Consider the following 4,258-nt stretch of genomic DNA (forward strand, 5'->3'; position numbering starts at 1 on the left):
ATAAAATATCTCTTGTTTGATTTTGCGAACAAAATCGTTTTACTCACTCGTTGTTCAGTTTTCAAAGATCAAACATTTCTCTTTCGCTGCGTTTTTCAGCAGCTATAAGATCATATCATGTTCGTTTCAAAAATGCAAGGGTTATTTTTTCTTTTTTTAAAAATCATTTCACCCAAGCTTTTCGCTTTTGAAACTGCTGTTTTGTTGTCAGCTCAAATAATATATCATTTTCGGCCAGAGAAAGCAACTTGTAAAAATATCCTTTTTTTTTAAATATGGGATTTCTTCCTCCTTTTATTCAACCATTATTAGAATTAGCTCCACTGTTACTTCAAAACGGTTGGTGCATAAAATGTCATGCATTCAGTTCCATTTAATATATATACCTTATTGCTAATTAGCCGCTATACGACGTTAATTAGTTATTTGGTAATCTATGTTGTTCGTACCCCATGCGCTAGATTGCTATAAGACCTGCGGCAAGGCGAAGTCTCTTGGACCCCGCCTAATGGTATTCATATATTAGAGGCGACAAATTTCATGGGCACATTGGCCGTACGAAGGACAGCAGCACATGCCACGTAATACCTTGAGATCGTGAATGACAATCTTTCCATCCCTTGTATCTAGGGTTCCCTGTTCTTTCAGCGCGCTCAGCATCCGGTTCACGCTCTCGCGCGTCGCTCCAATCATCTCACCTAATTCGGAGTGACTTAGCTTCATATTTAATAAAATGCCATCCTTCACAGCCACGCCACATGTATTGCTAGCACGGATCAATGTAGACGCTAACGCTCCAGTTTTACCATACAACAGTAAGTCCCGAAAACGCGATTGCATAATGCGTTGCTTCATCGCCATCCACTGGATGAACTGAAGCGCCATTTCCCCATTTTTGGACAAGAGCGACTCCAGATCCTTAACAAGCACGACGCCTAACTCACACACATCGGCTGTTTCCGCAGTGCAACTATACTCTTCTCCATCTATTCCGCTAAATTCCCCAATTAAGTCGCCTTGATGCTGAATGGTCAGAATCAGTTCTTTACCATCTTCTGTCGATTTACGAAGTTTGACATGACCTGAATGTATATAATAAAGCTGCTCTGCATCATCGCCCTCTCGGAAAAGCATAACGCCTGCCTTTACCTTCTTCCAGGACATAATATCTTTTAGCAGATCAAAATGCTCATCTGTCAAATAAATCTGAATTCCCGTGCGTTCCGCTTCGTCCCCAAACCGTTCCATACAAGTGGCTTGCATGTTAGCGTCCTCCTCGTGTTTACCTGATATCTATATCATAATGTTTTAACGCCTGGGTTGTTATCGGGAGAACACCTGATTTTATACCTTCCTACTCCCTGATTTGCTGTGATAAATATCACTTCTGAAGTAAGCTAACGCCCCATTTATCGACCATTTCCCTACTCCTTATCCGACCAGATGAAAAGTCAGTGTTTCCTGCGCCTATAGATCAGGGGGTTCCCCGATCTACTTTTGCAACTGTCGAAACTACAATGAACTAGAGATATAGTTTGGTTATGAAAAAGGATGTGTCTTCTATGCTACAAATAACGGATGAAATGCGAAAAGAACTGAACCAGTTAAGAGATACTATTTATGGTGATCTCACTGCCCTCGCATTTATGTCCAAGTCAGGTGGTAAGTTGCATTGGTATTACGCCTCTGGTAGCCGAAGCAATCGCTATCGACTTATTTCTTTTAAGATTGGCCATGGTATTGCCGGTATGGCTGTTCGCTTGGGACGTACCGTAACTGTAAGTGCTTTGCTATCAGGTAGTATACGTCTGCGTCAGGAATGTGCACTAATGCTGGCCGAGCAGCTTCACTCTGCTGTTGCCATTCCCTTTTCCAGCACAGGAGATCTGCCCAACGGTGTGCTGCTTCTTGGTAATCGTGATGTGAGGATGTTCACAGAGTCTGATATAGCCGAGGCTACTCAAGTAGCTCAACGCCTTAGCCAACTATGTGCTTACCCTCTCACTCCATAGCTCAACAATGTTTCTATAGATAATGATCCTCATCAGATACTTGATATAGCTGTCCCTAACTATCTTTGTTGATTGAAATCCCTAAAATTTGCTATGATTATGACAAAACGTACGGTTTTTTACCGTTCGAGGGGATGACAAATTGATTCGTATACTAGTAGTGGATGATCACGTTGTCGTACGTTCTGGCCTCATGGCCCTATTGGACGGCAAAAACGGTATTAAGGTAGTAGGAGATGCAGCAGACGGGGATGAGGCAATCCGCAAGGCATTGGAGCTACAACCTCATGTTGTGCTCATGGATTTTAGCATGCCACCTGGAAAAGATGGTCTCACAGCAACCACTGAATTAAAAAAACAGCTGCCCGATACAGAAGTCCTTATTTTAACGATGCATGACGATGAAGAATATCTGTTCCGAGCCATTCAAGCTGGAGCATCCGGATATATTTTAAAAAGCGCACCTCACGAGGAGTTACTCGCTGCCATCCAGTCTGTGGCCGAAGGTAGTGCCTATTTGTACCCGAATGCAACCAAACGACTGATGAGTGAATATCTGGACAAAATCAAACAGGAAGGCATAGCCGGACCCTATGAATCCTTGTCTGAGCGGGAAAAAGAGATTCTATCCTGGGTAGCCAAAGGATATGCCAACAAGGAAATTGCCGAGCACCTGGTGATTAGTGTCAAAACCGTAGAGTCCCATAAAAGCAATCTTATGGAGAAGCTTAACTTGAAAACACGACCTGAGCTAGTCAAATTCGCACTAAAAAAGGGGCTACTCCATTATGAATGAACCTTCTAACCCTTTACTGCAGCATGCCTTTGGTGAATCAACCGATAAACTGCTGAATGATCTGGAAATTTATATACCAGAATCCCCTTTTCTTCATGCGCTGCGTAACTCACTCCACCAATTATCCAATCTGAAATTTGCCCTAGATACGTCTTCCATCGTTGCTTTGACCGATCATCGAGGTATTATTCAGTACGTAAACGACAAGTTCTGTGAGATTTCGCAATACAGTCGTGAAGAGCTGATCGGTCAGGATCATCGTCTCATTAATTCAGGCTATCATACCCCCGCCTTCATGAAAAACCTGTGGACTACGATCCGTTCAGGTGAGGTATGGCAAGGAGAAATACGTAATCGTGCTAAAGATAACAGCTACTACTGGGTGAATACTACGATCGTTCCGTTTATGGACGAGGAAGGTAAACCCTATCAGTACTTAGCGATCCGCAATGAGGTCACTAAACTGAAGAGAGTAGAAGCTGAACTTCAGTCTATGATGACACAAGTCATGCAAATACAGGAAGAAGAACGTAAACGCTTTTCAAGAGAGCTGCATGATGGGATAGGGCAAAGCTTATTTTCACTTATTATCCAATTGGATAGCCAACTTGCCGAACAACCTAGTGCTACTCTGGAGAATCTCCGTTCGCAGGTGACCGACATCATCAAAGATGTTCGTGGTCTAGCGTGGGAACTTCGTCCCTCAGTTCTGGATGATCTGGGTGTCGTCCCAGCCATAAGAACCTATATTGAAAACTTCTGTTCTCATTACGGGATTGAGGTGCATTTTCAATGCAATCTACGTAAACGGGTTGATATTCGCAAGGAAATTGCAATTTATCGGATTGTACAAGAGGCGTTAACGAATGTAGCCAAATACGCAGATGTAGCAGAGGCATATGTCGACGTTGAGGATCAAAATGAAATGATACAAGTGACCATTCGGGATAAAGGCATTGGATTCTCTGGAAAGTCCCAAGGAGAGGGAGTTGGATTGTTCAGTATGGAAGAACGAGCTAGAGGGGTAGGGGGATTTATGAGCATAACCTCTGCTCCAGACGAGGGAACCTCCATCCAGCTGACCATTCCCGTGTAAAAACTGTCCACTAGATCGGTTATCGGTGTATGCCAGTTGTATGATCAGAACGAATACACCGATACCGAAGATTATGGATAATCAACACATTGTGGATTACATGAGGATAAATACAAAAAAAGAGAGAGCTCTGTCCCCAGACAGGCTCTCTTTATTTATAAGGTGTCACCACTGAGGCAACAAGAATCCGCTATAGCAAAAAGCGGGTGATGGGAATCGAACCCACGCTACCAGCTTGGAAGGCTGGAGTTCTACCATTGAACTACACCCGCAAAACAGTATCGGGATGACACGATTTGAACATGCGACCCCCTGGTCCCAAACCAGGTGCTCTACCAAGCTGAGCTACATCCC

Annotated in this window: 4 protein-coding genes and 2 tRNA genes; 3 read left to right on the top strand and 3 right to left on the bottom strand. The window is 43.4% G+C overall.

Annotation, left to right across the window (positions count from 1 at the left end):
• Positions 1-522 precede the first annotated feature (522 nt).
• Complete coding sequence (locus G9G53_RS25485; RefSeq protein ID WP_029516024.1) at positions 523-1,263, bottom strand: Crp/Fnr family transcriptional regulator; 741 nt, start codon at positions 1,261-1,263, stop codon at positions 523-525.
• A 299-nt stretch (positions 1,264-1,562) separates the two neighbouring features.
• Between G9G53_RS25485 and G9G53_RS25490 the strand changes: the two genes are divergently transcribed.
• The 3 genes from G9G53_RS25490 to G9G53_RS25500 all read left to right on the top strand — a co-directional run bounded on the left by G9G53_RS25490 (position 1,563) and on the right by G9G53_RS25500 (position 3,904).
• Entirely contained in the window at positions 1,563-2,012 is a 450-nt protein-coding gene (locus tag G9G53_RS25490; RefSeq protein WP_029516025.1) for a GAF domain-containing protein, read from the top strand.
• 142 nt (positions 2,013-2,154) lie between these two features.
• Complete coding sequence (locus tag G9G53_RS25495) at positions 2,155-2,808, top strand: response regulator (RefSeq protein WP_165150863.1); 654 nt, start codon at positions 2,155-2,157, stop codon at positions 2,806-2,808.
• On the top strand, positions 2,801-3,904 hold the full coding sequence (locus G9G53_RS25500) for a PAS domain-containing sensor histidine kinase (RefSeq protein WP_029516027.1): 1,104 nt from the start codon (positions 2,801-2,803) through the stop codon (positions 3,902-3,904). The genes G9G53_RS25495 and G9G53_RS25500 overlap by 8 nt, the downstream gene beginning before the upstream one ends.
• Before the next feature lie 201 nt (positions 3,905-4,105).
• On the opposite strand, the gene G9G53_RS25505 is transcribed toward G9G53_RS25500, so the two are convergent.
• Together G9G53_RS25505 and G9G53_RS25510 are read right to left on the bottom strand one after the other, a co-directional pair.
• Positions 4,106-4,176: transfer RNA gene (locus G9G53_RS25505), tRNA-Gly, on the bottom strand.
• Positions 4,177-4,185: 9 nt separating this feature from the next.
• Positions 4,186-4,258, bottom strand: a tRNA-Pro gene (locus G9G53_RS25510).

It is taken from the genome of Paenibacillus sp. EKM206P (assembly GCF_011066155.1).
Taxonomy (GTDB): Bacteria; Bacillota; Bacilli; order Paenibacillales; family Paenibacillaceae; genus Paenibacillus; species Paenibacillus polymyxa_D.